Annotated in this window: 17 protein-coding genes; 13 read left to right on the forward strand and 4 right to left on the reverse strand. The window is 54.9% G+C overall.

Features of this window, described 5'->3' with window-relative positions; genetic code table 11:
- Positions 1-845 precede the first annotated feature (845 nt).
- Positions 846-1,772: a response regulator gene (locus CBB91_RS07005; RefSeq protein WP_345906755.1), complete on the forward strand. Its 927-nt coding sequence runs from the start codon at positions 846-848 to the stop codon at positions 1,770-1,772.
- A gap of 563 nt (positions 1,773-2,335) precedes the next feature.
- Positions 2,336-3,184, forward strand: coding sequence for a HAMP domain-containing sensor histidine kinase (locus CBB91_RS07010; protein WP_345906756.1), 849 nt, complete (start codon positions 2,336-2,338; stop codon positions 3,182-3,184).
- Positions 3,185-3,193: 9 nt separating this feature from the next.
- On the opposite strand, the gene bamA is transcribed toward CBB91_RS07010, so the two are convergent.
- Positions 3,194-5,794 (reverse strand): outer membrane protein assembly factor BamA, encoded by a 2,601-nt coding sequence (gene bamA, locus CBB91_RS07015; protein ID WP_273013077.1) that lies wholly within the window; start codon positions 5,792-5,794, stop codon positions 3,194-3,196.
- Between the two features lie 42 nt (positions 5,795-5,836).
- Entirely contained in the window at positions 5,837-9,271 is a 3,435-nt protein-coding gene (locus CBB91_RS07020; RefSeq protein ID WP_345906757.1) for an autotransporter outer membrane beta-barrel domain-containing protein, read from the reverse strand.
- Positions 9,272-9,729: 458 nt separating this feature from the next.
- Here CBB91_RS07020 and CBB91_RS07025 point away from each other — a divergent pair, with 458 nt between their 5' ends.
- From CBB91_RS07025 to CBB91_RS07035, 3 genes are all read left to right on the forward strand, one after another.
- Positions 9,730-10,995 (forward strand): efflux RND transporter periplasmic adaptor subunit, encoded by a 1,266-nt coding sequence (locus CBB91_RS07025; protein WP_273013081.1) that lies wholly within the window; start codon positions 9,730-9,732, stop codon positions 10,993-10,995.
- Positions 10,996-11,007: 12 nt separating this feature from the next.
- Positions 11,008-12,945, forward strand: a complete 1,938-nt coding sequence (locus tag CBB91_RS07030; protein WP_273013083.1) for a MacB family efflux pump subunit — start codon at positions 11,008-11,010, stop codon at positions 12,943-12,945.
- A 2-nt stretch (positions 12,946-12,947) separates the two neighbouring features.
- Positions 12,948-14,294, forward strand: coding sequence for an efflux transporter outer membrane subunit (locus tag CBB91_RS07035; protein ID WP_273013085.1), 1,347 nt, complete (start codon positions 12,948-12,950; stop codon positions 14,292-14,294).
- Positions 14,295-14,890: 596 nt separating this feature from the next.
- On the opposite strand, the gene CBB91_RS07040 is transcribed toward CBB91_RS07035, so the two are convergent.
- On the reverse strand, positions 14,891-15,679 hold the full coding sequence (locus CBB91_RS07040) for a GntR family transcriptional regulator (protein WP_273013087.1): 789 nt from the start codon (positions 15,677-15,679) through the stop codon (positions 14,891-14,893).
- 93 nt (positions 15,680-15,772) lie between these two features.
- Here CBB91_RS07040 and CBB91_RS07045 point away from each other — a divergent pair, with 93 nt between their 5' ends.
- The 4 genes from CBB91_RS07045 to CBB91_RS07060 all read left to right on the forward strand — a co-directional run bounded on the left by CBB91_RS07045 (position 15,773) and on the right by CBB91_RS07060 (position 17,085).
- Positions 15,773-15,985 (forward strand): hypothetical protein, encoded by a 213-nt coding sequence (locus tag CBB91_RS07045; protein ID WP_273013089.1) that lies wholly within the window; start codon positions 15,773-15,775, stop codon positions 15,983-15,985.
- Positions 15,986-16,000: 15 nt separating this feature from the next.
- Entirely contained in the window at positions 16,001-16,321 is a 321-nt protein-coding gene (locus CBB91_RS07050; RefSeq protein WP_273013090.1) for a hypothetical protein, read from the forward strand.
- Complete coding sequence (locus CBB91_RS07055) at positions 16,318-16,539, forward strand: hypothetical protein (RefSeq protein WP_273013091.1); 222 nt, start codon at positions 16,318-16,320, stop codon at positions 16,537-16,539. Before CBB91_RS07050 ends, CBB91_RS07055 begins: the two co-directional genes overlap by 4 nt.
- A gap of 69 nt (positions 16,540-16,608) precedes the next feature.
- The gene (locus tag CBB91_RS07060; RefSeq protein ID WP_273013093.1) at positions 16,609-17,085 is read left to right on the forward strand and encodes a MarR family transcriptional regulator; all 477 of its coding nucleotides are present in this window, start codon (positions 16,609-16,611) and stop codon (positions 17,083-17,085) included.
- On the opposite strand, the gene proB is transcribed toward CBB91_RS07060, so the two are convergent.
- Positions 17,086-18,249 (reverse strand): glutamate 5-kinase, encoded by a 1,164-nt coding sequence (gene proB, locus CBB91_RS07065; protein WP_345906758.1) that lies wholly within the window; start codon positions 18,247-18,249, stop codon positions 17,086-17,088.
- Between the two features lie 245 nt (positions 18,250-18,494).
- On the opposite strand from proB, the gene proC reads away from it, so the two are divergent.
- The 4 genes from proC to CBB91_RS07085 form a co-directional block, all read left to right on the forward strand.
- Positions 18,495-19,274: a pyrroline-5-carboxylate reductase gene (proC, locus tag CBB91_RS07070; protein ID WP_272982237.1), complete on the forward strand. Its 780-nt coding sequence runs from the start codon at positions 18,495-18,497 to the stop codon at positions 19,272-19,274.
- 30 nt (positions 19,275-19,304) lie between these two features.
- Positions 19,305-20,567 carry a glutamate-5-semialdehyde dehydrogenase gene (locus CBB91_RS07075; RefSeq protein WP_273013098.1) on the forward strand — a complete coding sequence of 421 codons (1,263 nt, stop codon included), beginning with the start codon at positions 19,305-19,307 and terminating at the stop codon, positions 20,565-20,567.
- A gap of 68 nt (positions 20,568-20,635) precedes the next feature.
- Positions 20,636-22,198 (forward strand): sodium/proline symporter PutP, encoded by a 1,563-nt coding sequence (gene putP / locus CBB91_RS07080; protein WP_273013099.1) that lies wholly within the window; start codon positions 20,636-20,638, stop codon positions 22,196-22,198.
- A gap of 159 nt (positions 22,199-22,357) precedes the next feature.
- Positions 22,358-24,150, forward strand: a 1,793-nt coding sequence (locus CBB91_RS07085; protein WP_345906759.1) for an alpha-glucuronidase family glycosyl hydrolase, incomplete at its 3' end; no start/stop codon positions are given.

The raw sequence follows: 24,150 nt of genomic DNA on the forward strand, positions 1-24,150 counted from the left end.
CGGCGGTTAGAACCCTGAGGTGTCGGTTGATCCATCCGATTTGTGATTTCGGAAGCTGCCAAAAGCTCTGCGCGGGTGAGGTGTCCGTTGTNGTCCCTATCGAATGTTTCGAATATGTCGATTAGACGTGTTCGGAACTCCTGCGGGGTGATGCGGCCGTCCAAATTGCTGTCGAATGCTATAGGATTGGGTAAGGCGTTCGGATNTCCAAGTGCTGTACTTGACCATTGGGTCATCTCGATTGCGGTCCTATAATCGCTCTTTGCTCCAGATACTGACAGCCACTCCATCTCAGTGCCCTGCTGAGCCTCTGAGAGTGTGACTATGTGATCTTTGTTTGTGTCCATTCCAGTAAACAGGAGTGCGNTGGGCGGAGCAGACATTGGTTGTGAGGGCACCGGGCGGGCGCGATCATCTTTGTCTCGACCGGTGGGAGGCCCCGGTCGTGAGGATGATGCGCAGGCGGCCAGCAAAAACGCTGCGCCTATGCCCAAAACGGCGAGCTTGGTGGTGGAAGTCCGTTTCGGGTGCCGCCCGGTAAAGGGGGAGGTGAGGGAGGCGTCACTGGGTGAGACGTAGGGGACGCGTGACACCTCCCTCTCATCGCATCTATTGTTGCACCCAAAGGGAGGTTCGGTGAGCAAGGGGCGGACTGGGACTGTCCTATCTGATGCGATGATTACTATGACTGGGCTTGAATAAGAGCTGGTCCTTGCAGTCGACGTGGCAGTGAACTTCGGCATTGGGGCATCTCTCATCATTATTCTTCCGGGAAATTCCCCAGAGCTGATGGTGAGAACATGCTCCGTCCATGTTGAGAGGATATGCCGGTTCNGACAAAAGTGATGGCAAGATGTGGCAGTGCGCAACACTGCATTACGGATTTGAAATATCGAAAATCTGATAGCGCGTTCGTCGAACGATTATGCCGCGAATGCAGGATCAAGCCCATCATCTGCAGCCGCGACACAACTTGGCAACAAGTTTATCCTATCTGTAATGATCTGATTGAAATTTCTGTTCAGGAGACTCTGGCGATGCCAGATCCAGCCACTAACGCCCCAGAGCATATTCTGGTGATAGATGACGACCGTGACATCCGGGAAGACTTGCGAGCCTATCTGACCGAGAATGGCTATCGGGTATCGACAGCGGAGAACGCGCCGGCCGCGCGCCGTGGAATACACTCCGAAGAGCCCGACCTCATTCTGCTCGATGTCATGATGCCAGGCGAGGACGGGATCAGTCTGTGTCGTTCAATTGTCCGTCTTACTTCTATCCCAATAGTGTTCATTAGCGCGAGAACTGATGAGATCGACCGTATCGTTGGACTCGAGGTTGGCGCAGATGATTATGTGTGCAAGCCATTCAATCCCCGCGAACTGTTAGCGCGAGTACGTTCAGTCCTGCGGCGCTCGAATGGNAACAACCGGGAAATGACACCCGAAAAGACGCGTTACTTTGAGTTTGACCGTTGGACGCTCGACACGGCAAAACGTTGTTTGACGCGTGATGATGGCGTGATTGTTTCGTTGAGTAGCGGTGAGTTCCAGCTTCTGATGATCTTCATCGCGCGTCCACAGATTGTCATGTCGCGCGAGCGAATTGTGGAATTGTCNCATGCTGAAGGCGCGGACGTATTTGATCGAAGTGTCGACAGCCAGGTTAGCCGTTTCAGGAAAAAAATAGAACGAGATCCCAAGAACCCGGATATTATTCAAACGGTTTGGGGAGGCGGATATGTATTTGCAGCGGATGTAAAAAAGCTGTGATGCTACATCGCTTTGATACACTCCTTGCTCGGATCGTCATGCTGGTCATCATGGCGGTTCTGTCAACCTTCATTTTGGTGTTCGTCATCGTCCAGTTCCAGATGTCATCGCGCGANGANCTGCCGGGTAGAGCTATGCGAGTNGCACAGTCNGCATTGTCTGAGCTGCAAGTACAGGGTTGGCCGCAAAGTCTTCCGGTTGAGGAATTGAAACGCCTCAAAGTGGATGATTACTTCGTCGGAGACCATCCAATAGCGCGACCTGGTTCGAGTTATAGGGAAGAGGAACTTCGCGCGCATTTGGGTCTGGCTGATAGCGTTGCTGTTGGAGTGCGCTTTTTCGGGCCAAGGATGGGGCGACCAGGCGATTTCCGCGAGTTGACGGAGTTCGGTCCTCCGGAAGATGGCGGCAGGCCAATTGGGCCTCCTGATACCGATGCTTCTCCCCAGCCTCAGCGAGACTTCGGGTTGGGGCAGCGCATTATGGTGTCCATCGAAGTTAGTGAGGGAACGTGGATCAATTTGCGGACNACGCCCATTAAGCTTGAGGGACCCGGACCGGGCTTGTTGCCCGTCGCTGTATTGGTCGTTCTGATGATCGGGATCGGCGTNTGGGCAGCCATGAATGCCATCAATCCACTTCGGCAAATGGCGAAGGCCGCGAATACACTCGCCTCTGATTACACTCATCAACCGCTTGCTGAACAGGGCCCCTACGACGTGCGAGAGTCTTTGCGCGCCTTCAATCGCATGGGGCGCCGGTTAGAGAGCACAGTTGCAGGTCAACGACAATTGCTGGCAGCCATAGGCCATGATTTGCGAACGCCGATTACTTCATTGAAGTTGAAAGTAGAGATGTTGGCCGACGCGAACGAACGTGAGCGAATGAGGCGGGCCTTGTTTGAGTTGGAACGTATCACGGAAGCCGCACTGGCCGCCGCGACTGCTGGACAATCGGGTAAGCCTTTTCAGCCTCTGGATTTGTTTTCGCTGGTAGACAGTCTTGTCGAGGATCTGGCCGATCTGGGGTTGGCCGTTTCTTTTGTGGAGACGGACCATCGACCGATTGTGATGGGACGGTCAGATGAATTGACCAGATCGTTGAGAAACCTGATCGAGAATGCCGTTCGCTATGGCGAGCGTGCTTCTGTNGAGCTGTCGGAACGTCAAGGCATGGCGACGATTCAAGTTCGAGACTCTGGCCCCGGTATTCCTGTGGACGCCATAGATCGCGTCTTTGAGCCTCTTGTTCGCCTGGAGGAGTCNCGCAATCGGAAAACCGGGGGGCATGGTCTTGGCCTGCATATCGCCAAGACCCTTGTGGAAGCCCATGGTGGCCGGATAAGTCTTGAGAACCTGGAAGAAGGGGGCTTGCTGGCGACGATTGCCCTGCCGCTGAAAGCCGATGCCTGAACTCTGCATCTAGAACCGCGTTGATGTGCTGAAACGGAACGATTCAGTTCGGTCATACTCTTCACTTTTCAGGATATGGCTGAAGTCGAACCGAATGGGGCCGAATGGAGATGTCCAGTACACACTCAATCCTGTTGATGCGCGCAGGGATAACTCGTCTTCAATCAATTGGACGGCGTCGCGTCCATAAGTGTCAGTAAACTCAACTGGATCGCTCTTGTCGACGTCACTGAGCAATCCGACAGAGCCTGCCTCGAGAAACAAGCCTGTCTTGATGCCATATTCCTCGGGAAGGTAGTTCGGAATTGAGAGGTCAAGGCTGGCTTGGTAGAAGGCGTTGCCACCAAGTGCATTCAGGCGTTTTACGGTTTCTGTGCCGTCATCGTTCTGTATGATCTGAACGATGCGCGGCCCAAGACCGGCGGTGTCNAATCCCCGGAAACTGTTTCCACCTTTGAAAAAGCGATTGTTGATGCGAACGCCCTGCGGCGTCGTTTGACCGTATTCGGAGTTACCTTCGCTTGTCCCATAGGGTTCTATGTATCCGCCAGACAATCGCAGGCTGGCGACGACACTTTTAGTAATTCCCTGGTAAAGATTCATCGACGCGTTGGTGCGGATGAAATTCACATCTCCACCGAAGCCCGACACATCCTGTCCGAACAGAAGGTCAAAGCCTCCTGTTGGCTCAAGCGGATCGTTCTTCATGTCGAGCANCAGGTTGTATCCAACAATCGAAGAAATCTCCGAGCGTTCACTAGAGCAGAGTGAATATCGATTGAGATAACGGATGTCACAAACATCTACGATCAGGGAACCGTCTGGTAANGGCACGTCATCGGCGCTCACATAGGTGACCCCTGTGATGTCGTCGCTAGTGTCNCCAGGTGTGCCGCCATCATCGACTGTNTATTCTGATGTCAGTCGTTCTCCGCTATCTTCGTCAATAACAATACTCTGATCGACGACATCNATCTTGTCATTCTGNAGCGTATATTTCAGGCCGAGCTGTAGCCGGTCTGACAAGGGAAAGCCCAATTGCGCGCTGACCCCCATTGACTCGGTCGTATACCCCCCGAGATCAGTGTCTGAATAGTCGAGACGGGTGGCAAATGCGCCAAGTCCGGCTGACATGTTGCGATCCAGGAAGCGCGGCTCGGTANACTGCAGGTCNAGGATTTGCTGTAGCGNAGACGTTGAAACTCGCGCNGANGCCGACTGCCCACGCCCGAGCACGTTGCGTTGCGCTACGCTGACGTCGACNAGGAAAGACTCTGANGAAGAGAAGCCGGCAGAAAAGCTCATCTCGCCAGTTGGTTGTTCTGTCACTTTCAGGTCCACATCAATCTGATCCGGNTCTGCAGTNGGAAGCTCGGTAACTTCGACGTCTTTGAAGTAGCCTAGCGCTCGNACCCGGTTACGAGACCNGTCGAGCAGAACCCGGTTGAAGGCGTCGCCTTCATTGATGCGAAGCTCTCGTCGAATGACGCGATCCAGTGTTTGTGTGTTTCCGACGATGTTGATCCGATTGATATAGACACGTGGTCCTTCATTGACATGAAAGGTGACATTCACTGTTTTGGTTTCCATATCTGCCGAGATCTCAGGCCGAACGTCGATGAAAGCATAGCCTCCGATGCCTGCGACATAGGTGAGGCCGTCGATTGACTGCTCGATTGTGTCTCCTCTGAACAGATCTCCCGATTTCGCAGACAGTGATGCGCGCAAGGCGTCAGTGTTGAGCTTCTCTAATTCGGTTCCTACGTTGACCTCTCCAAAACGATAGATCTCACCCTCATCAATCGTATAGGTGATGTAGAAATCTTTCTGATCCGGTGTAAGTTCCGCGACGGCGGATTCTACACGGAAATCATAGTATCCCTTGTTCTGATAGAACTGTCGCAAGAGATCGCGATCGTATTCCATCCGTCCAGGGTCGTAATTGTCGTTGGAAGAAAAGAACTGCCACCACCGCGATTGACGCGTTACGATCTCCTTGCGAAGTCTATTGTCNGAGTANTCCTCATTGCCNAGGAAGTTGATCGCGCGCACNCCNGATACCGGCCCTTCGGTGATCGAGAATATGACNTCCACGCGGTTTTGGTCCAAAGGCACATACTCTGGTGTAACCTTGGCGGCNAATCTGCCGGATTGNCGGTANAGTTCCATNATGCGCTGAACATCAGCNTGCATNCTGGCTGCAGTGAANACCCCNCGNGGAGCNATCTGTATCTCCTCACGGATCTTGTCCTCTGCCATTGCCTTGTTTCCTTCAATCATCACACGGCTGACGATTGGATTTTCGACGAGGGTGATAACCAGCTGATTTCCAACGCGGTCGAACTTCGCATCCGCGAAAAGTCCGGTCGCGAAGAGCGATTTCAAGGAAAGATCGATACGGTTTGCATCAAAACTGGAGCCGGGCTCGACGAGAATGTATGACAGAACAGTTCGATCTTCGATCCGTTGGTTGCCATTAACGATAATGCGTTCGATCGTGCCAGTATTTTCCAAGATTTCTGCCTGTGCCAGAGCAGGGAGTTGGAGCGTACTGACAACTGCTGATGAAAGCAGCAATGAGATCGCTAGAGTTTTGGTTTTACGGCTCATGATTTTGCGTCCTTGAGCAAGGAATTTGGATAGTCGGCGTGACTAAAAGCGAAGTTTGACGGCAGCATTGGCTGTCACGGCGGTTGCGTCGGTTGAAAGCTCGCCATCAATGCCAAATCTGATTTTCAGAAGATCCGAACCCGCAAGTAATGAGAGCCCCAGTGTTGCGGCGTCACTGAATTCCTCGGTGGCTTTCAGGGCGAAGGATTGTTCGTAGCCAACGAAGCCGGCTTCGACTTCATAGGGTGTTGTGGAGAGTGTTGACCGATACCCGATATCAAGTCCCGCCCGAACAAGTGGGCGGTCACGGTTTGATTTCGTGTAACTGGAGTAGGCCGGACCGGTGCGGTTAGGATCGCCGCCGCCCCGCCATACATAGACGAAGCTCAGCCCAGCATCTGCTGTAACCTTGTCAGTGGTCGCGTCGCTGATCCACAAGTTTAGCCCATTGGAAGCTGTTTCCGAATAACTATCTTGATCCAGTTTGAAATAGTCCAGGCCGACAGAAGGCGATATTCGGAAGGGACCGGCTCCAAACTCTGTAGAGGCGACAGCCGAGGCAGCTAATGTCTGACCGTCCCATGTCCCGCTGACTTCGGAGGTGTAGTCTTCAAGGTTGATTTCTCGATAGCTAGAGTGATCGACCTTCGCAATCTGCCCAACCGCTTGCAGATTGATAGGACCCAACTGTTCGGTGGCGTAGAGGCCTATACCAAGACTTTTCATCGTGACAGGATTGGAGCCGCCCGTCTTTTCTTCGAATTTGCCGTCCGTCATGGTGCCCATGATGCCGATTGCATCAATGCCGAAGATTGAGTGGTCATAACCGAGCGCGAGGCCGAGGCCCCGACCATCATAGCCAGGGCCATCGTTTGATCCGTCATAGCTCACATGAGAATAGGTCTCCTGTACCCAGGCGCCGTTGCCAGATTCGCTGGATGCGCGGGCGAACTCCAGATGGTCACTCAGGGCGCCGAACGCTGCATTGGACTGAGATTCCAGGTATCGTGTTGCAGCGTCAGTCCGCTGTGGAAGCAACAGATTGTAGGCTTCCTGGAAATCATGCTCCGTATACAACTGTGTTACGGCCGAGCCGAAATCATCGTCATCCATCGCGACTTCTAGTACGGCGCCTAAGGCGTTCGACTGATTGCTATCAAGTTGCAGTTCCTCAGCCGATTTCAGCTTGAAATCGAGGCTGAGCATATCTGTCTCAGAACTCTCAGTCTGAAGCGAGACGTTGTAGATCCACGGAACATTGTCTGTCGCGAGTTCAGCGGATTCTTCATCGAATGATAGAAAGCCAGCTTCAATCAAGTCCACTTGGAAGTCATCATCAATGAACGACGTTAGCGTGGGGCGGATCGTCGTGTCGCTGCCAATGGATGCGGTGCCGGATACAGAAATGAAGGGAGTTGTCTTGAGATTTTGTGGATCAATCTCGAAATCAAGAATTGAAGATCCAGTCACGGCGAGTGTTGCCAGGTTCAAGGAAGTGTCTTCCAAGAGTATGATTTCAGACTCGGAGATTGAGGCGTTGAGGCCATAAGCACGGCTAGTCAGATTTCCGCTAAACAGTGTGGACGAAAGAAAATTCAATGTTCCGGATGCGGTGCCAAAATCGACGTCACCTTCAACTTCGGAACTTTCAATACTGAGGCTCAGCGTCGTGCCATCGAAATAGGTGTCCCCAACAAACTCGGAGTTTGACAGAACAAAGTTTGCGGAGCCATCACCAAAGTAAATGTCTCCTGCGACACCACCGTCCAGAATTTCGAGAACATCGTCGCCGCTACCGAAGAGCACATCGCCGTAAATGGTTGGCTCTGTTACATCGTCTTCATCAATCTCGTCGTCGCCGTTCACATCTTCAGTCGGCGTTTCCTGATACTGCCGGATTGTGGCGCCACCATTTTGGGAAGACAGGTCAATCGCAATTTGTAAGCCGGTCTCATCATCTTCCCGCCCATCAGAGATCAATATCCCTGATATTACNCCCGTATTGGTGATGGAACGCAGAGTGTCGCTTTCATCCAGAATGGCTGTGACCTGTCCACCATATCCATTGGAGGAAGCAGAAATCGTGCCCGAGTTCACGATGGTTTCGAGCTCGCTTCCGTCCGAGATGACCAGCCCATTGGCCACATCGTTCGTGAGCGTGTAGATTGTGGAGCTGATAGATCCGGTGTTTTCCAGCGATCCAATTGACGTGCCGCTGCCCAGTAAAAGGGCGGTCGAGGATGCCTCATAGGCCGTTGCCTGAATCGACCCGGTGTTAAGAATGCCTCCTTCGATGGAGACTGTGCCGGTCTCATCGTTCGACCCGTTGATGGATAGAGCGGTCGCATCGAAGCCGATGTTCTGGCCGGTCGCATAAATTGTTCCGCGATTTATCAGTCCCTGGTCATATGAAAATGTTGCGAGGATTTCATCCAAGTCGTCATCGTCGTCGTCATCGGTCGTGTCGCGAACAGTTTCTACAACGCCCGACAAGACGAGTGCTTCACCAGAGTCGGCCTGAATACTCAGCGCTGGTGCAGAGCCGTAGCTGTATATGCGGCCTGCAGTTCGATTTTCATCGAAATCGTCGATTGTGTCCTTTGTCTCGTCGTCTTCGTCCTCTTCGGAGGTGAAGTCGTCCACAGCCCCATTTATCAGCAATCCATGACCGAGGCTTCCGGTGATCCGCACGGCAGTGGCGTTGTCATACAGGTCATCTTCGTCAAGCCGGTCTTCCACGGCCTCCGTGTCGTCGTCGACGTAGATAGGGGCGACATAGTTTGTAGCACTCGTGCTGGTGAATCCTGTAGAGCTGATCGTGCTTTCGATAGTGACGTTCCCGCTGACGTCTCCTTCAATCTCCAGAGCCGAGGCGTTCTGTCCCTGAGCGGTGATGGTTCCGCTGATCAGAACGTCGCCATCGACATCGTCCTCAAATGCCAATCCGCGCGCATTGTCGCCAATCACCGAGATGGTTCCTTGCTGCGTATAATCGCCAGCAAGTGAAGATCCTACAATCACACCTGCGGAGTCATTTCCTTCAATGTAGAGAGTTGATCCGTAATCAAGCAGAATGTCTCCGGTGACTGTCCCGCCGGATGCGACGTTGATCCCGATACGATTGGAGCCTACCGCCAGCGGACCATCATCATCGTCGTCGTCATCTTCGTCTTCACGATCATAATCTTCGTAGAGATCTATCGAACCGATATGAGTGATGTCTGCGGTAACGTCGGCTTGCACGGCAATGGCTGTTACATTGTCAGTGTCTTCGGCGACAATTTCTCCCTCATTGGTGACGGAGTTGTTAGAATCTACTGTGATAGCGGTCGTGCCAGGCTGTTCAGTAAGGTCAATTTCACCATCTTCGGTGACTTCCACATCATCGGCTGAGCCATTATTGGCCGTGGAAGTCTGTACAGGCGTGGTCGTGCTATCGTCGATTTCGACAGCCCAGGCAGGGAGGGCTGTCGACATGAGAAGTGTGATGATCAGCCCACGTGTCATATCTTCCGAAATATTTGCGCGATGGCGTGGCGCGAACAAACTTAAACAATTGTTATTTAATGAAAAATAGTTCATGTATGCGCGCTCCACGTCGACCGATCCATGTGCGTTACGGGAGCGTTTTGTCTGAACTTTGCCAAATTGTGCCGCGTGTCAGCGAGAGTATGTCAGCCTGACACAAAGTCTGGGCGCCTGGTGTCGCACGGCGTGCAGTTGCGCCGCTGTCATGGCTCCGCAACANTCCTGCAACATGGGTGTGGTGATCCACGACAACAGGCGTGTGANTCNNGTTGCGCAAAAATGTCAGACAGTCGCGACGGATTCTTCAGACTGGTCCGTTTAACACCGTGAGTGACATTCGCAGCCAGAATTGCTGAAAAGAGACTAGAATGAAATTATTCGGGAAACGAGCCCGCTGGACAATAACCGTGGCGATTTTGTTGGTTGCGGCGGGGGGCATTTGGTTTGCCAAATCCAACATCGCCAGTTCGACAGCGCCGACTTATGAAACGTCTGTGGCGACTTTGGGCGATCTTGAGGTAACGATTTCGGCCGCCGGAACTCTCACTCCAAAGGAAACCGTAGAGGTGGGCGCTCAGGTGTCGGGACAGCTCCAGGAATTGTTTGTCGATGTCGGTGACGAAGTTGAAGCCGGGCAATTACTGGCCCAGATTGATGCAACCATTGCGGAGAATACGGTAGAAGCCCAGCGCTCCCAGCTGGACTCCTTGAAAGCATCGCGCCGCCAACAGGTCGCGTCGCTAAACCTTGCTCGTGCCGAGGCAGAGCGCGCGGCCATGCTTTGGGAGGCGGATGCGATCGCGAAAGCTGATTACGAAGCCACGCAATCTGAACTGGAAATCGCCGAAGGCAAGCTGGATTCAATTGACGCTCAAATTGCGCAACAGACTTCCAGTCTGAAGGCAGACGAGGCGAATCTTAATTACACGAAGATCTATGCTCCCATTGCTGGCACGGTCGTATCGCTAAGTGCGTCCGAAGGGCAGACGCTGAATGCAAATCAGACAGCTCCCGTTGTCATGACCATTGCAGACCTTTCGATCATGACGGTCGAGGCTGATGTTTCAGAAGCCGACGTGCTGAGTGTTCAAAAGGGACAGGCGGCTTGGTTCACCACATTGGGCGATACGGATCGAAAATGGGAGACTGAAGTCAGGCAAATTCTGCCGACGCCAGAAGTCGTCAACGACGTAGTTCTATACAAGGCACTGCTTGATGTGCGGAATCCGGACGGGATTTTGCGAAGTAGCATGACCACGCAGGTTTTCTTCGTGCAGGGCCGTGCTGATGATGCTGTGCTGATCCCGGTCGCTGCCTTGCAGAGCCGTCCCGAGCGTCCGGAAGGGGGCAGCCGCTCCCGGCAAGCGCGTCCCGTTGGAGCGATCTCGCCAGATCGAAGTGAAAGAGGTGGGCGTAGTGACGCCCTACGTGAGGCGCGTGCACAATACCCTGACGCCACAATGGGAATGGTGCTGAAGCTGAACGCTGATGGCGAAGCAGTGCCTCAGCCTGTTCTTGTCGGACTTCAGACGCGGAGTAGAGCGGAAATTCTCTTTGGCCTTTCCGAGGGGGACGAAGTCGTTACGGGGCAGGTGGAATTGCGTCCAGGACAAACCTCTGAACGGCGAGACAATAACCGTCGTCCACCAATGGGCCCTCCGCCTCCGGCGTAAGGAACAATCGAGATGTCAGAACCTTTACTGCAGCTGCAGAGCATTACGCGCGTCTACGGCAAGGACAGTGCAGAAGTCCGGGCTTTGGATGGCGTGGACCTTACCATTACCGAAGGTGAATTCGTTGCAATTGTCGGACAGTCCGGTTCGGGCAAGTCGACATTGATGAATCTGCTGGGGTGTCTGGATCGCCCGACCGCTGGTACCTATCGCATCCACGGTCAGGATGTATCCAAAATGGACGCGGATGACTTGGCATCACTGCGCCGTCGGACGTTTGGTTTTGTCTTCCAGCGCTATAATCTACTCGCAAATGTCAGTGCACTGGAAAATGTGGAGATTCCGGCTGTATATGCTGGGGTGCGCCAGTCGGAACGAAAGACACGGGCGCGAGAACTGCTTGCGCGCCTTGGGCTGAACGGACGAGAGAAAAGCAGGCCTGGTCAATTGTCGGGCGGCCAGCAACAACGTGTAGCAGTTGCACGCGCCCTCATGAATGATGCTGAAGTGATCCTTGCAGATGAACCTACGGGGGCGCTTGATTCTGGTACAAGTAGAGAGCTGCTGGAACTGCTGGAGGGCCTCCATCAATCCGGTCGCACAGTCATTCTGATTACACACGATCAGAAGGTGGCGGCGCGCGCTGATCGAACCATCGAAATTCGGGATGGAAAAATCATTGCAGACTCGGGAGCAGTTCCGAGATCGAAACCATGTTTTGAGCATCGCACTGCAAGGACGTCCCCTTCCTTTATCCTNCAGCTGACNGAGTCTATCAAGACGGCCTTCAGGTCCTTGCGCGCGAACCTTTTCCGAACCGCGTTGACGCTATTGGGTGTTGTGATTGGTGTGGCTGCAGTCGTTGCCATGCTGGCTGTGGGGCAAGGCAGCCAAAGAGACGTCATGGCGCGGTTTGAAGACATGGGGGCGAACCTGCTGTTTGTTCGTCCAGGCGGTGATCGCGGCGCGCGCATGCGAGGGGATGCGATTGCCACCCTGACATTGGAGGATGCGGATGCCTTGGGTGAGCTCGACAATGTGATCGCAGCAGTTCCTTCGCGATCTGGATCGGCAACATTGCGTAGGGGCAACGCGGATCATCGTGGTTCCGTTGAAGGCGTNTCCGAAGATTGGCTTCTCGCAAANAATCGTAGGGTTGAGTATGGCACATTCTTCACGGCGGAGGATGTAGATCGGAGAGTCGGTGTTGTCGTACTCGGAACGACAACCGCCGGCGAACTTTTCGACAATGTNTCTGACGCGGTAGGCGAATACGTCTTNTTGTCTGGTGCCCCCTTTGAGATAGCCGGCGTTCTGGAAGANAAAGGCGCGAGTTCGTTTGGAAGCGATCAGGACGATATTGCGCTTATCCCAATTACGACTGGCATGATGCGGGTCTTTGGTAGTTCGTACCTTTCAAGCATTACCATTGCAGTCGNGGATACTGATGTCATCTCTACGACAGAGAGCGAAGCCAANACACTATTGCTGGATCGGCATGGAACTGAGGATTTTCGAATACGGAACACGGCCTCAATTCTGGAATCGGTTCAGCAAACACAAAACTCCTTCTCCATGCTTCTCGGTGCGGTAGCGTCAATATCTCTCCTCGTCGGGGGGATCGGTGTGATGAATATCATGTTGGTCAGTGTATCTGAACGCACGCGGGAAATTGGTGTGCGTATGGCTACAGGTGCGCGGCGGTCTGACATCCTNGTGCAGTTTATTGTTGAGGCGGTCGTTGTNTGTGCCCTTGGTGGNATGATTGGCATCCTCTCTGGATTTGGTNTTTGTGCGATACTGGNGAACCTCGGTACGTCTATTGCGATCACGCCGCTTCCGGCAATTCTCGCCTTTTCTACAGCTTTCCTGACTGGGTTTGTTTTCGGCTTCTTGCCGGCGCGCAATGCTTCGCGCCTTGACCCGGTACGGGCTCTTTCGGCGGAGTAACTATGACCAAGATTTCCAGCGTTTCCCTCAGCCTTGCGCTCGCAATAGCGGGGTGTGCGAGCGTCCACGAGTCCACGACATCTTCGTCGGAAGTCATCGTGCCGGNTGCGTATGATACAAATGTTCAAACAAGNGAGAATTTGCCGGAACTCGGTCCGTGGTGGACCAATTTTGGGGACGAGGCACTCAATGCACTGGTTACGGCAGCGCTGGATCAGAACCGATCTCTCGAAGCGGGAATTGCGAATGTTGNGTCCGCTCGCGCCGCTGTCACAGTCGCTGATGCGAAGTCTCTGCCGTCGATTTCGGGTAGTGCCAGCACCTCTGTGAGCTCAGACGCCGGTCTTGACGAAATTTCGAGAAGCGCCCGTCTCTCGGCGAGCTATGAGCTGGATTTGTTTGGGGAAGTCAAAGCTTCGCAGGATGCGGCTCGCGCCAGTCTCGAGTCTGCTGAATACTCCCAGCGCGCGCTGGAACTGAGTATTCTGGCCGATCTGGCTACGAACTATTTTGACTTGCAAGTCGCACGTAAGCAGCTTGAGGTAGCGAAAGAGAACCTNAATATTGCGGAACGCATATTTGATATTGTTGAAGTCCGCTACGAGGCAGGCGANATCTCCGGNTTTGATCTGGCCAGTCAGAAGGCGACGTTGGCTAATGCGAGGTCGCAAATCCCACAAATTGAACAGCAAATCCTTTCGATTGAAACCGCTATTGCTATCCTGGTGGGCGAAACGCCTCAGGGTTTCGAGATCGATAGTGTCGACCTGTATGAGACGAGGCTACCCGTGGCAGATGCCGGGTTGCCCTCTGACCTGCTTACGCGCCGTCCAGACTTGCTTCAGGCTGAAGCAAACTTGAGAGCAGGGCAGGCTGATGTTGTTGCGGCGAGAGCNGCCATGTTGCCCAGCATCGACCTGGGGGCGGGGGTCAGTACGGTGCTGACGTCCTTGTCAGATCCAACGGCAAGCTTGTCCGCTGCCCTGTCTCAGACGATTTTCTCAGGCGGCTCGCTGAAGGCGCAGCTTGAAAGNGCGAAAGCACGTCGCGCAGCACTTCTGGCCAATTATGAGCAGGCAATCCTAACTTCACTACGAGAGGTCGATGTGGCCTTGTCCTCGATCAACACGAGTGCGCTTCGAGAAGAGNAGGTACAAATCGCATTGTCCGCTAGTCGCAATGCGCTTGATTCTGCCGAGCTCAGGTACCGTGTGGGAGCGGACGACCTGACCAGTCTCTTGTCTGCGCAGCAATCTTACTACGCCTCAACTCAAGATGCGCTGGAAGCGCGTCGAGATCGTCTGGCAGCTTCTATCGATTTGTACGTGGCGCTTGGTGGGAGCTACTAGGTGGAGTGAGTCTATAGATTGGAGAGCACCAATTGTGCTGACTCTTCCGGCCACACATCCATGAAATTATAGCCCCATTCAGGCAATTCAATTATCTTCCCGTTCCTCAGCATTGGGGCGGCTCTGCGTGTGCATTCAGTCAAATCGTCGTTGGGATTTAGAATGGTAATTCTGTGCGGGAGAGTCTGAAGGGCGTGCTCTTCCTCTTTCCACCAGGCGAATGCAGCGTGATGGCCCCATTCGTATGCTTCCCCGCCCANGAGATTCATNGCGAATGAGCGCGCCATCATTTCCATAGTCGCGCCAGGACCACGGCGCTCNACGATGCGTTCCCACATGGTGCNGAAACGGGTGCCTGCATCATCCAGCGGAACGGGCTGGAAATAGTCGTTGAACATTTTGTGTTCATCTGGGGTCAGAATAGTCGCTGAGATCATGACAAGGCTTCCGACACGCTCTGGCTGCGCCATCGTCATCGCCGAGATCACTTTAGAGCCGGTGTGGTTTCCGAATAGATAAATTTTGGGGCAGGCCAATCCTGGTCAAGTGGATTTGACCGGACAAATGTGCGTCATCTTCGGCAGGGAAGGCGTTACTTACTCAGCGGTCCAGTCTGCATTCTTCTCACGCGTGAGGCGCATTTCGTATTGGAAACGGTCCGCCCGATAGGTGGCGGTAATGTCCTGAACGGGGCGGCCGGTCTCATCCTGCATGATGCGGTGAATTCTCAACAGCGGAGATCCAGTTGTGACACCAAGAACTGCCGCAACCGCAGGCTCAGCGGGGACTGCCGTGATTGTTTGTGTGGCTTCACAGGGGCGGTGCCCAGCCTTCTCCAGGAGTGCGATCAAGCTCGCTGTTGCCAAATCGTCCTCGGTGTAGGTCTCGGCAATGTCTTCTGGAACGTAGGTTACCAGATAAGAGAATGGCTCTTCAGCAAGCCGGCGCAGTCGCACAATTCGCTGAACGCTGGCGCCGCGCCCCAGCTTCAAGGCTTCTGCTATGGCCGGGCTCGGGCTGACGATTTCGGTGTCCAGCAATTGAACCTCTGTTTCGAGACCCATGCGTTTCAGGCCATCGATCAAGTTCTCAAAACTGCCTTTGACGGTAGGCGTGGACGAGTCATACGTGACCACGGTGCCGCGGCCTCGATAGCGGCGCACCAGGCCCGCAATAGCAAGCTCATTGAAGGCGCGCTTTACGGTGATGCGTGAAACTCCAAGGCGTTGAACAAGCTCTTGTTCAGCGGGCAGGCGAGACTGCGGTGCGACTTCACCCGATACGATTGCGTGTCGGATCTTGGAGTAGATCTGCTGGTAAAGCGGTATGCTGGAGTTCTCATCCAGGTCTTTCGCCGATAGAGCCAATTGCGCGTCTTCTCTCATTTTATCCCGTCCACTTTTCCATCGTACCGAGGTTGACTCATTGCACCTCATATCAGACATCGAACGGCAAACCCTAAAAGGTATACCAATCGAATGGCTTATTCTGCTTTAGCGCTCCAGATCGCATGTCACGCCGTCAACAGTCTGACAGCAAGTGATGCACGCAAGTCAATACTCGGAAAAATTGATGAAATTTCTGCCAAGATTGCCAACTCAAAACGGTTTCTTGGCGCAGATACCAAACTTGTCGTCTTGCCGGAGTACAGTCTAACCGGGTTTCCGTGGGGCGAGACTGCACCGGAGTGAATCGCGAAAGCGGCCTTGGCACCTGATGGACCAGAATACGAGGCGCTTGCCAAAGCGGCCGCAGACAATGGCATTTACCTCGCAGGGAACCATTATGAGACCGATCCGAAGTTCCCGGATTTGTATTTTCAGGGATGTATCATCTTCTCGCCATTTGGCGAACTCGTACTGAGATACCGGCGACTCATCTCGATGTTTTCGCCTTCTCCTTTCGATGTCTGGGACAAGTATCTGGAAATGGTCTGCCTCCAGCAAAGTGGTCCGTTATTTGAGTTAGTGCCGGCTCCGACTGAAGTGCTTGGCTCTGGTGGTCCAGCCTTGGCCCTGGCATCATGACAAATTTGGCCACCGGCAACGGTATCAAGCTGGTGGAGTGGGAGACCGGTCTGCTTCTTGGCAAGGACTGGCAATTTACCCTCACCACCGCTGGGATCATCTTGTTCGTCTCGACCGTTCCGCTTCTGTTTCTGGGGCGGTATCGATATTCCGAGGAAGGTGATTTAGGCGAAGCGCTGACCGAGGCGGAAGAGACCGTCGAGACTGCACACGCCTGAGGAAGCGCTGACTTTCCTCCGCAGTGCGTGCAATTGACGACGTGTGGACTGTCTCTTTAGGAACAGTTCATGGCCCAACACAGAGACCTTCTCACAGCAATTCGCCAGATCACGCGGGCGATCGATCTGAACTCCAAGCGATTGGNGAAGACCACCGGTCTCACGGCGCCGCAATTGCTTGTACTTCAAACTCTGTCGGCAGCCGGGTCGGTCAAGCCGTCAGAGATTGCCCGGCAGGTTCATCTCTCCCAGGCAACGATCACAACCATTGTGGATCGTCTTGAGGCTGCGGGACTGGTGGCGCGCCAAAAGAACGATACCGACCGACGGACAGTCGATATCGTCATCACTGACGCAGGGCGAGACAGTCTCGAAGATGCGCCGGAAGCGCTTCAGGAAGGGTTCCTCAAGCGCTTCGATTCGCTGGAGCTGTGGGAGCAGAGCCTGCTCATCTCATCAGTTCAGAGACTNGCGGCGATGATGAATGCCGGAAGTCTCGATGCAGCACCGATTTTGGATGTGGGCGATCTGCGCCGCGAAGACTGATCAGGTCTCAGCGACTTCAACCATCGTCTCCTGATCCGGCTTGTCCCAGAGCAGGTGGCGATCTTCCAGAACGATCAAATTCTCGCGGCTGATAACCGTGCCACCGGTTTGGTAGCCGAGCAGTTCCTTCGGAGAAATTTCCGGGTGTCGGGCGAGGACCATGGTTTCNTCTGAAGAGAAATTGGTCATTCCGCGTGCGATCTCATCGCCCTTTTCATCATATACGTGGATGACGTCGCCTTTTAGATATTGGCCCTGAATCGAGATGATGTCCTCATGCAGGATATGCTCCGGGCTGTGCGACAGGCTGTTGGCGAGTTCATCGCGGATAACGATACTGCCCGCGATCTGAAGCCGATCTGTCAGCCAGGTTGCCCAGGCAGATGCGGGCTTTGTGTGGGCGAGGCATTTCGTATGCGGGCGTTCGTTGAACAACACCGACGATACCGGCGCTTCGTGTTCTCCATTGGCGATCAGGGTCGTGCAGCCTGCATTCTGGGCCATGTTGGCCGCTTGCATTTTCGTGAGCATGCCACCGCTCCCGAGGCTGCTCGTGCCTTCAGTGACTGCGATGTATTCGCTNACATCGTGGACTTCCTCGACCAGCTTTGCGCCGGGTTCTTCCGGGTTGCGGTCATAGAGGCCGTCGATGCAGGTCAGGATCACCAGATGGTCGGCCTGGATCATCTGTGCAACTTTCGCCGCGAGGCGGTCATTGTCTCCGACGCGAATTTCCTCGGTCGTGATCGAGTCGTTCTCGTTCACGATCGGCAAGATTTCACCCTGTAGAAGGCGGTGAACCGTATTCTTGGTGTTCAGGAAGCGCTTGCGTTCTTCCATATCCTGCAGAGTTACAAGAACCTGCGCGATATCGAATCCAAATTCATGGGCGACCTGCTTGTACGCGTTCAACAAAAGCGGCATCCCGCATGCGGCGGCGGCCTGCTTGTCGCGCAGACCCGCGGTCTCGGGAGTCTCGTTCAGCATGTTCAGGCCCAGCGCAACNGCGCCNGAAGAACAAAGAACGACTTCATATCCGTCGTTCCGTAATTTAGTGACGTCTTCTAATAGCCGTTGCATGAATGCCCAGCGCGGTGTGAGAAGGTCTGGATTGGCTAGAAGGCTTGATCCGATTTTCACGACGATGCGTTTATTGGAAGACAAATTTGGCTCCGGTAGTTGCTTAGGGGCGGACATAAGTAGGTTTGGGTTACGATGCAAATAATTAGCTTACAAAAGACCTTGAGAGTTTCTTCATAGGGTCGATACCAAGGGTAAAGACACGGCATAATTGGAAATTTGACGATACTGAGGCACGAGGTGGAACCTTGTGCTTCTGTAATGGATTGTTTGAATTCTAAACAAATATCATTATCTGGCGCACCAAGCGGACAAAGGAATACTAGGGCATGAAAACACTATTGGTCGGATGCGGGAAAATGGGCGGCGCGTTGCTTACCCAATGGATGCGCGCGACAGAGGATGAATACACCATCGTCGATCCGTTCCTTGACCAACCAGTAGATGGGGCCCGGCTCTTCAAGGACATTAACGCGCTTGGAGCGGAAAAGTTCGATTTGCTGATTGTCGCGATCAAACCGCAGATGATCGACGAGATTTTGCCTGCCTACAAAGATGTGCTCGCCGATACCGGCGCGGTGGCCTCCATCGCGGCGGGATGTTCGGTTGCACGCCTGCAATCCGCACTACCGGGCTATCCGGTCATTCGCATCATGCCCAATTTGCCATCTGCGATCGGAGCCGGTGTTGCCGGCCTCTACGCCAGCGGCGATGCCAAGGATGAACACAAATCCGCCGTCGAGACGTTGATGAAGTCCGCCGGGACCGCTGTCTGGGTTGATGATGAAGACCAGATTGATCGGGTGACGGCGGTGGCAGGCAGCGGGCCTGGCTATGTATTCGAGTTGGCGCGCGCATACATCGAGGCCGCAAAGGATCTCGGCTTCAGCGAGGATCAGGCGACAGACCTGGTACTCGGGACACTTGATGGGTCCATCCGCATGATCCTGCAGACCGGCGACAAGCCGGAAAACCTCCGCAATTCCGTGACCAGTAAGAACGGTACGACGGAAGCGGGGCTCAAGGCCTTGAATGGTGACGGCAAACTGTCAGACCTGCTGAAGGCTACAACTGAGGCTGCCTACAAGCGCGCAATCGAGCTGCGCTAGGCACCTGAACACAAGATCGAAGGATACAAAGTGACCACACTTGATTCCAAATTGAACGCCTACATTTCCGGCCTCGGCCAAAACGCGAAGGACGCGGCCAAGGATTTGCTGACTGCGACGACCGAGCAGAAGAATGAAGCCTTGCGCGCGTCTGCCGCGGCGCTGCGCGAGTCGAAGGACGCACTTCTGGCCGCCAACAAGGCAGACGTTGACAGTGTCGCGGATAGTCGCCCGGAGTCTTTTATTGACCGCCTGCGCCTGAATGATGAGCGCGTGGAGGCGATGGCTTCTGCGTTGGAGCAGATCGCAGACCTTCCAGATCCTGTTGGGCGACTTCTGTCGACAACCGAGCGCCCAAACGGACTGTCCATTGAGCGCGTAGCCGTGCCGATTGGCGTGATCGGCATGATCTATGAGTCCCGTCCGAACGTTGGCGCGGATGCTAGTGCGCTTTGTCTGAAATCCGGCAACGCGGTCATTCTGCGCGGCGGATCGGAAAGCAAGCATTCCACGAAAGAGATCGTGGCCTGCATGCAGAAGGGGCTTGAAGCCGCAGGTCTGCCCAGGGCGGCGGTGCAGACTGTCGAGACGACAGATCGCAACGCTGTGACCGCTCTGCTTCACGCCGTTGAGTATGTTGATCTCGTCATTCCGCGCGGCGGACGCGGGCTGGTTGAGTTGGTTCGTGATGAGGCCAAGGTGCCGACGCTGCTTCACCTGGATGGCAACTGCCACAGCTACATCCATGCAGACGCTGATATAGAGAAGTCGCTGGAAGTCGTCCGCAATGCCAAACTGCGGCGCACCGGTGTATGCGGCGCGACGGAAAGCATCGTCGTGGATCGCGCCATTGCTGAGGCAGTGATCCCGCGTCTTGCAGATGTGATGCAGGGGTGTGAGCTGCGCGGCGATGCCGAGGCCCGCAAGATCGCGCCCGGTCTGGCAGAGGCAACTGACGAAGACTGGTCGACCGAATATCTCGACACGATTGCGTCGGTGAAAGTGGTTGACGGTCTTGATGAAGCCATACGGTTCGTCAGCACGCACTCGTCAGGTCACACGGACGCGATCCTGACCGAGGACAAAGAGGCTGCGCGGCGTTTCATGACCAGCATCGACAGCGCTGTCGTCATGCATAACGCCTCGACCCAGTTCTCCGATGGCGGAGAGTTCGGCATGGGGGCGGAGATCGGCATTGCCACCGGCAAGATGCATGCGCGCGGGCCGGTCGGCCTGGAGCAATTGACGAGCTTCAAGTATCTGGTTCACGGCAACGGCCAAACGCGCCCATAATGAACCTGCAATGATGCGCGGCCACGGGGGGCGCGCTTTTCCGTATTCACGAGAACAGCGAGAGACATATGACAATTAGCGTTCCCGAAATGATTTCGCTTGGGGCCTATTTCGTCCTGATGATGGCTATCGGCCTTTATGCATATAGGGAATCCACAAGCGATGTTTCCGAATACATGCTGGGGGGACGCAACCTTCACCCAGCTGTCGGCGCGCTATCTGCGGGCGCCTCGGATATGAGTGGCTGGATGCTCATGGGTCTGCCGGGCGCCATATACGTCAGCGGATTTTCGGCGGCCTGGATCGCGGTTGGCCTGACCATCGGTGCCTATCTAAATTACCGGTTTGTCGCACCGCGGCTGCGAATCTACACTGAGCTTGCCGACGACTCGATCACGATCCCCGACTTTTTCGAGAACCGCTTCCACGATAAAAGCCATGCGTTGCGCACGATCTCTGCGCTGGTCATCATCGTGTTCTTCACGGTTTATACGTCTTCCGGCATCGTCGCAGGCGGCAAGTTGTTTGAGTCGGCCTTCGGCCTGAACTACCAACTCGGCCTGTTCGTTACCGCTGGCGTTGTGTTGGCCTATACCGTGATCGGCGGCTTCCTAGCGGTCAGCCTGACCGACTTTGTGCAGGGCTGCATCATGTTCATCGCCTTGATCCTCGTGCCAGTGATCGCCTTCTTCGTGGTTGGCGGCTGGAGCGGCATGGAGAGCGCGATCATGTCTGCGCCCGCGCACGTNAACCCGGACACCGGAGGCGTNGGGCCTTCGCGCGAGCAATTCTTCGACATGTGGCCAGAAAGCATGACTGTGCTCGGGCTCATATCATTGCTTGCCTGGGGGCTCGGCTATTTCGGTCAGCCGCACATCATNGTTCGNTTCATGGCCATTCGCTCCCTGAAAGACGTGGCCACCGCGCGTGCNATCGGCATGAGCTGGATGATTGTGACCGTGATCGGCGCTGTCTTTGTAGGGGCGGTCGGCGTGGCTTATGTGAACCAGCACGACCTTGGCGGACAGCTGACAGACGCTGAGGCAATTTTCATTCTGCTGTCGCAGATCATCTTCCATCCGCTCGTCGCGGGCTTCTTGCTGGCGGCCATNCTGGCGGCGATCATGAGTACAATTTCCTCCCAGCTTCTGGTGTCGTCCAGCTCAATTACCGAAGACGTTTACAAGACTTTCTTCNNGCGCGAGGCATCGCAATCAGAACTTGTTCTGATCGGACGCATTGCGACGGTCGCTGTCTGCCTCGTTGCCATTGGTCTGGCCTTTAATCCGAACAGCAACATTCTGGATCTGGTCTCGAATGCATGGGCTGGCTTTGGTTCAGCCTTTGGCCCGATCATCCTGCTCAGCCTGTTTTGGCGNGGCCTGACGCGTGATGGNGCATTGGCCGGCATGATTGTCGGCGCAGTCACGGTCCTTGTCTGGCTCTACGTGCCGNTGCTGCCTTCGGAGAATGGTCCTGTGCCGCTGGAGTCACTCGTGTACGCGATGATTCCCGGCTTCTTCCTGTCGGGTCTTTCGGCCTGGCTGGTCAGCACGATTGGCCGCTCTGTTNAGCCGAAAGTGGCAGACGGATTTGATGTCATGTCCGACACAATGACTCAGGAATCCTGATCTTCAGCCGCCCCTCGGTAACAGAGGGGCGGTGACACATCCCGNCACAGGCGTTATGAAATGATAACGCAAACATTCGGGGCGGAGACCGTCAGGCTGACGACCCCGAAATCAGGAAACGGGTCCAGGGTCGTGAGAAACATCNTCAGGCGNNNCGCNATTCTTTTNACNGCAATCGCGACCGCAGGCGCTTTGTCGCCTGCGTTGGCAGAAGACGGGTACGATTTATGGCTGCGGTATGCGCCACTGGAAGAAGCGTCATACGCGACCCCGCGTCATGTGATGGCCGCCTGTTCAGANNCTTCCGCGACGATCGATGCTGCACTGGACGAGATAGACCGCGCAACTCAGTCCATGCTGGGGGAAGCGCTACCACGCGCTGACACACTGCAGGGCGGCACGCTTGTTTTGGCCAGCCCGGAATGTTCCGGCATGCTGGAAAACTTGCCTCTACNGTCTTCCTACGAGGTTGGCGNGGACGGGTACGCCATCAAGGAAATCCGTCACTCGGGTCGCCAAATTACCTTGATCTCTGCTCAGTCCGACATCGGTGTGCTCTACGGCACGTTCGACTACCTTCAGCGCATGGCACGCGGCCAGAACTTNACTGGCGTCAACATTGTCTCCCGCCCGAAGACCCAATTGCGTCTTCTGAACCATTGGGACAATCTCGACCGCCATGTCGAGCGAGGCTATTCGGGGCAATCCATTTGGGACTGGCACCGGCTACCAGGATATCTGGACCCGAAGTATACGGATTATGCCCGCGCCAACGCGTCAATCGGCATCAATGGCGTCTCCCTGACGAATGTGAACGCGGACGCGACGGTGCTAACGCCGCACTATCTGGAGAAGGTTGCTGCGCTGGCGGACGTGTTTCGGCCATATGGCATCAAGGTCTATCTGACNGCGCGGTTCTCGGCGCCGATGGAGNTGGNTGGACTGCCAACGGCAGACCCGCGTGACCCGGCCGTTCAGGCCTGGTGGCAAGNCAAGGCNNANGAGATCTACACTTATGTGCCNGACTTTGGNGGTTTTCTCGTGAAAGCCAATTCAGAAGGACAGCCTGGCCCGCAGGATTATGGCCGCAGCCATGCCGAAGGCGCGAATATGCTCGCGGCGGCCTTGGAGCCGCACGGGGGAAATGTCATGTGGCGCGCCTTTGTCTATTCGGCGGAAGAACCAGAAGANCGCGTGAAACAAGCCTATACGGAATTTGTGCCGCTGGANGGTCAGTTTGCCGACAATGTNNTGNTTCAGGTGAAGAATGGACCGCTGGATTTCCAGCCGCGTGAGCCGTTTCACCCGCTGTTCGGCGCGATGCCGGAAACCCCACTCATGATGGAGCTCCAGATCACCAAGGAATATCTGGGGTTCTCTACTCATCTCGCGTATCTCGGCACGCTGTGGGAAGAGGTGCTGTCAGCGGAGACTCACGCAACGGATGAGCGCGCGCCGGTTGCCTCTGTCATTGATGGCACTGCGCATGACTACGAGATTACCGGCATGGCCGGGGTCGCGAATATAGGCAGCGACCGAAACTGGTCGGGGTCGATTTTTGACCAGGCGAACTGGTACGCCTTTGGACGTATGGCCTGGGATCCTGACGCGTCCGCCGAGGCCATCGCGCGCGACTGGGCGGAGCTGACCTTCAGCCGTGCGCCCGAAGTCGCTGATATCATCACCGGCTTGATGATGGGCTCTCGTGAGGCCGTGGTGAACTATATGACACCGCTCGGGCTGACCCACCTTATGGGGACGGGCCATCACTATGGCCCAGCCCCTTGGGTAGACGATCTGGGACGCGCTGACTGGACGCCGTATTACTACCACAAGGCAACGAAGGATGCGGTGGGTTTCGACCGGACCGAAACTGGTTCAAACGCTGTCGATCAATATGCCGGGCCTGTCGCGCAGAAATGGGCAGGCCAGGACACTGTGCCGGACGAATT

Origin of the sequence: Hyphomonas sp. TMED31, assembly GCF_002172815.1 — a bacterium.
Lineage (GTDB): Bacteria > Pseudomonadota > Alphaproteobacteria > Caulobacterales > Hyphomonadaceae > Hyphomonas > Hyphomonas atlantica.